This window comes from Enterococcus sp. 3H8_DIV0648 (assembly GCF_002140655.1).
Classification (GTDB): domain Bacteria; phylum Bacillota; class Bacilli; order Lactobacillales; family Enterococcaceae; genus Enterococcus_A; species Enterococcus_A hulanensis.
In genome coordinates this window covers 1,200,343-1,205,497 of sequence record NZ_NGLG01000002.1, presented here as the reverse complement: position 1 = coordinate 1,205,497, position 5,155 = coordinate 1,200,343, and the positions used below count along the sequence as shown (strand labels likewise).

Annotated in this window: 6 protein-coding genes; all 6 read right to left on the bottom strand. The window is 37.4% G+C overall.

Going from position 1 to position 5,155, the window contains the following annotated elements; translation table 11 throughout:
• Positions 1–160: 160 nt before the first annotated feature.
• The 6 genes from A5875_RS21975 to relB all read right to left on the bottom strand — a co-directional run bounded on the left by A5875_RS21975 (position 161) and on the right by relB (position 5,123).
• Positions 161–484, bottom strand: a complete 324-nt coding sequence (locus tag A5875_RS21975) for an MmcQ/YjbR family DNA-binding protein (RefSeq protein ID WP_242551096.1) — start codon at positions 482–484, stop codon at positions 161–163.
• Positions 485–739: 255 nt separating this feature from the next.
• Positions 740–1,849 (bottom strand): peptidylprolyl isomerase, encoded by a 1,110-nt coding sequence (locus tag A5875_RS21970; protein ID WP_088935684.1) that lies wholly within the window; start codon positions 1,847–1,849, stop codon positions 740–742.
• 405 nt (positions 1,850–2,254) lie between these two features.
• Positions 2,255–3,748, bottom strand: a complete 1,494-nt coding sequence (locus A5875_RS21965) for a hypothetical protein (RefSeq protein WP_088935683.1) — start codon at positions 3,746–3,748, stop codon at positions 2,255–2,257.
• Positions 3,732–4,316 (bottom strand): RNA polymerase sigma factor, encoded by a 585-nt coding sequence (locus A5875_RS21960; protein WP_088935682.1) that lies wholly within the window; start codon positions 4,314–4,316, stop codon positions 3,732–3,734. Before A5875_RS21960 ends, A5875_RS21965 begins: the two co-directional genes overlap by 17 nt.
• A 316-nt stretch (positions 4,317–4,632) precedes the next feature.
• A complete protein-coding gene (locus A5875_RS21955) occupies positions 4,633–4,905 on the bottom strand; it encodes a type II toxin-antitoxin system RelE family toxin (protein WP_088935681.1) in 273 nt (90 codons plus the stop codon).
• Positions 4,902–5,123, bottom strand: coding sequence for a type II toxin-antitoxin system RelB family antitoxin (relB, locus tag A5875_RS21950; RefSeq protein WP_088935680.1), 222 nt, complete (start codon positions 5,121–5,123; stop codon positions 4,902–4,904). Before relB ends, A5875_RS21955 begins: the two co-directional genes overlap by 4 nt.
• Positions 5,124–5,155: the final 32 nt, after the last annotated feature.

Here is a 5,155-nt window from a genome sequence, read left to right as displayed (position 1 = left end):
CTAATAGAGTCAATACGTAATCATTCGAAAATGATTCCCAGCCATCAACCTGTATCAATAACTTCTAACAAAGACTATTAGGCTGCGTAAAAAGGTTTTCTTCTATCCCTCTATTTGATGCTAAGATAAAATTGAGAAGAAGTTCATAGTTTTTCTCCCGCTACTTGGCGGTAAGCAGATAGCTGTCTTCAATCAAACCAGCCACCTGTTCAAAATGATCAATCTGGGACAGATCAACCGTGATCCAATGCTGCTTATTCATATGGTACGCCGGATAAATCGCTGGACTCGTTTTAAGAATATCGCCTAAATTAGGATCGATCTTTAAATTGATCACGTCGATCTCTTCTTCACTTTCTCCATATAACTTGTTTTGAGGAATCGTCATTACGGCACAAAACCATTTTCGTCCTCTTTCATGGCGAAAAATACAAAAACCGGGGCTTTTTTTAAACAGATACTCCGGCGAACTCCTGTAGCTCATCTCGATAGCTTCAATTATCTCATTTTTAGTAACCAAAAAACATCATCCCTTTATACAAAAGTAGTGTTGGGGCATCCCCTAAGTGCTCATTTCTCCTACAAGTTAATTGTATGGCAAATCGCCCCATTCAGCAATCAGAGGTTGAACCGCTTTTCATTGATGCGAGCCTGAACTACCCACAGTCGCTCCAGAACATAATGGTCAACAACGTTAAAAAAACTGCGACCCTACAGATAGGATCGCAGTATTATTGTTCTATTCTACTTTTTCAAAAGTGATTTTTTTGATTTTTACTGGGTCTGAAACTGGTGCGTCATCATCATCTGTTTCTTGTTCCGCGATTTTTTTAACTACATCCATTCCTTCATAAACCTGCCCCAGAACAGTATAACGTCCGTCTAATTCTGGCAGCCCGCCAATTTCTTTATATTTTTCTTCCACATTTCCTGGAAGAGAAAGAATTGGTAATTGTTCTTCATCAATCTTAGTATTTTGGACAATGTAGAACTGGTTCCCATTCGTATGCGGTCCATTGTTTCCTAAACAAAGAGCGCCGTCAAAGTTGTATAATCCTTTGTCCACCTCATCTTCATAAAAGCCGTCATAGATTGATTTTGATTCATCACCAGAACCATCTAAAGCTCCGCCTTGGATCACAAAGTCTTTGATTACACGAGCAAAAGGCGTACCATCATAGAAACCATCCTTGGAAAGCTCGATCCAATTTTTCACAGCTTTAGGCGCTTGGTCAGGGAACAAACGCATCTTAATGACTCCCGCGTCCGTATCCATCACACAAACTTCTTCACCTTTACTCGGTGCTTCCAATTGTGTCAACTCGATATCAGTAACATCCACGCCTGTGTCCTGCCATAAGATATCGTAAATCTGCCATTTGACACCATCTTTATCACCCAAACGTGCCATCTTCAATAAGACACTGTACTCCGTCACCTTTTTCTTCTCCGTCACTTTGAATTTGTACTCCAAAATGGCTCTTAAATCATTGTAGTCATCGTCAGCTTTCACCTTATAAAACTGATCGAACTTCGTGTAAACATACTCCACTTTTTTTCCAGCAAATTTGTCAAAGTAATCAGTGATTTTTTTCTTGTCCGCCTTTGAAATATCACTGACGATCTCGCCCTTAATACTCTTTTCATCCGTCAGCTTTTTCGAAAACTTCTCATATTGTTCCTTGATCTCTGTCTCATCCCAATGGCGTCCAATCAATTGCTCGACCGTCTTTTCCTTCGAATAATCATGCACTTTGCTTTTTGCCTCCGTCGAACTTGCCAACCCAAAAAATACACTCCCTAACATAAGCAGCGCGCCAAAACATAACCATCCTTTTCTGAATTTCATAAGAAACCTCCTTATTTTGTAATCGTTTACATTTTATCGTAATTATTTTCGGTTATTTGTTATTTAAATTTTTTCTTAGGAAATTCTCATTTTATGAGAAAAATCTACCACTTATAACAAAAGTGACTGAATTTACGTGGCAATATGGGGCATACTGTTTATAATTTTAAGCTATTTCTTTACAATTGGGAATTGACGTCTTTTTAAGTTCAATCCACGAAAAAGGACCTGAGAAGTAATCCCAAGTCCTTATCAAAATTCTCCTAGTTCTTCTATTACTCTGTTTATAATAAATTCGATTGTATTTGCACGCTCTCTCTGTAGGTATCAGTACAACAAGTGAATTTCCAATTTCTCTAATCTTTTAATCCTCTTATTCCATTTTACTCACCCATAATTTGCGGGTTATTGTGTTAATTGAACATAACGATTCCCAGGAATATGCGAGTTCAAGTTAAAAAACAAGTTGCTATAATCTTCATAGGCCAAAATGTAACTAACAGTAAATGTACCAGTTTCTCCTGGTTCAATTGGATTAGGCTCGACTTCTTCCTCGAAGATATCATCAACGAACTTTCCTACTGTTGTCGGCAATGGATAAGCTGGCGTATTTAAAACGCGATAAGGATCAACTGGGTCTGACAATATCTTACGAACAAGGGTCTTTTCAATAGGTAAGTCGGTAAAGCTGCTCCCTTGTCTGACAAAACGTGTCACCTGTATATAGTTTTCGTAATCTTTTGTTTTTTCAGAAATATTTTTAACCTGGAACTCAACCTCCAAATACTTTGGTTGGATCTCAAATTCCCGGAGTTCCTTACTCAAAGTATGCTTTCCATCTCCACGTAGGTATTCTGTCGCGATAATCGGTTTGAGCTTGCCTTTTTTATTCCATTCTGGTCTGAACGTGTCATCATCGTTTGACCCAGCTTTTATCTTCTCATTTAAGATCGACAATGGTTTCGGCGCGATCGTATCACTTAATGTCACTTTGGTCACCGTGACTTCCTCAATAGGTGTCCCATAAATATCAATCGTATTGATTGGTTCATTAAGCTGGACGAGTTCGTTTTTGTTATTGACATCTAGCATCGTTGGTTCGAGCCCCTCTGAAATTTGCTCGATCTTCTCTGCAAAATCATCTGAGCTCATATAGTCAGTTACGAAGGTGGCTTCTTCTTTAGTAGCGACATTTTTCAAGTAAAGATTATTGAGAATTTTTACAAGCTCTTTTTCCGAAATATCTCCAAAGCAGTTCAATTCAACAAACTTGTTTTGCTTTTCGAAAAATTTTCGTACGATTGTCGCTTGTTTCCCCTGAAGATCGTCTATTTTTTCAACCATGTATGCGGAGGAATCTTTTAGTGGAATCTCTTTGGAATCTTTTACATAGTCATCGGTAATAGTGTCCTTTTTATCTAATTCATAAAGTGTGAAGGAAATTGCACGCTCGTTGCTCACTGCTTCAATAAACTCTTCTTCCCCTGACAAATCAATTTCCTCATGAAATGACAACCCTTGCATACTGTCATGAACAGTAAAATACTTTGGAACATAATCAGCCACTAGTCGATAATTTCCGGTATCTGGTTGCTGATTTTTCGGCTTGTCGATTTTTGTTGTGAGCCGGTAATCTTGTTTTTCAACGGTAATCTCCCACAGCTTTGCTGCAACGTAGGTTCCTACCGGTAAAAAGAATAGGATAAGCACTGCGACAATCAATAATTTACGTTTAGAAAAGGCAGCCAAAACGATTGGTTCTTTCTTTTTTACCTGTGTCCTGTGTTTGATGTTCTCTTTATTTTTAGCGGAGTAGTTGCTGTCATAATGAGCTAAAATTTGATCCAGCTCTTCATCAGAAAGCTTGCTTAATGGATGTTCATCATATTTTTTTGCCATCTTTATCCGCTCCTTTATTTAATAAATAAAACAATTCCATGCCTTGTTCATCGAAGGCTTGCTGCAGCAGTCTTTTCCCACGATAAAGATAATTATTGACCGTCTTTTGTGGAATATTTAAATCACTGCTGATCATCGACGGAGTATTTTCAAAAATGTAGCGCTGTAAACAAATCTCACGCATAGGGCTGTTCAAACTATTGATCAAATAAAACATCTCATTAATAAACTCGCGATTTTCTTCTGCTGTCGGTATATTTTCAAGTGCGAAATTATCATTGAGCAGATAATCTTTTTTGCTTCGCTGCAGCTTATTAATACTAAGGCTTCGAGTAATTAATACTAGGTAATTCTTCACTGATCCGCGTTTTGGCTGATACTTAGTCGGTGATTTCCAGATCCTTAAAAAAACGTCACTTACAATCTCTTCAATATCCTGCGGATCATGATTTTTTCCTAATATTGATAAGGAAGCTACCCAAAGCAGCTTTGAATACTTGTCCATGAGTATTTCTAATGCTTCTTCATTTTGTTGGGCAATTTCCCGCAGCAATTCCAAGTCGTCCAAAAATATCCCTCCTTCTCATTTTTTCTTTCACCTATATATACACAGCAAGTTCGGAAATACACTAGATTTTTTTCAACTTTCTACAAATAAATTTGAAATCCTGAAGTTTTCTCTTTATCTACTATACTAAATGGTTAAAAGCAAGGTGTATAGAACGAAAAAAAAACGCTCAAGTATTTTTGAGCGGCTTTCATTGTCGGATATAAAATTGGGTTTTCTTTATAATCGAAGAATCTAGCCTAGTTTTATAAAGTATGGCTTCGCAACACTTAAAAAGGCAGATCTGATTAAAACCAGATTTGCCTTTGGGGTTGTTTTATTTGTAGATGGTACTGTGGTGTGCAATTTGAACAATAAGAATCGTGACACTTTCATCATTAATATTTGCAATTAACCTGTAATCACCTATTCTATAACGCCATTCGCCACTTCTATTTGCGACAAGTTCTTTTCCAAGTCGTCTAGGATTATCGGTTCCAACAAAATTTTTCTCTATCCATGAAATAATCATGGAAGCTTGAAACCTATCCATCTCTTTTAATGCCTTTTGGGCTGCTTTTTCATATCGGACAAGGTAGTGTTTTGTCATAAACCAAGTTCTCTTTTCATTTCTTCATGTGAAATGCTTTCATCCAAAGCTTGATGTTCTTCCATTGCTTTTTTATAAATATCTATATCAATTTGATCCTCTAAAGATTCTAATAGCTTCGTTCTTGCCAGTTCAGAAATCGTCACGCCATTCAGATCAGCCATCGCCAACATAAACGCTTTTTCCTCTTCTGTCACACGAAAAGTAATGGTACTCATGTCAGTGCACCTCCTGTATACGTTTGTATTAC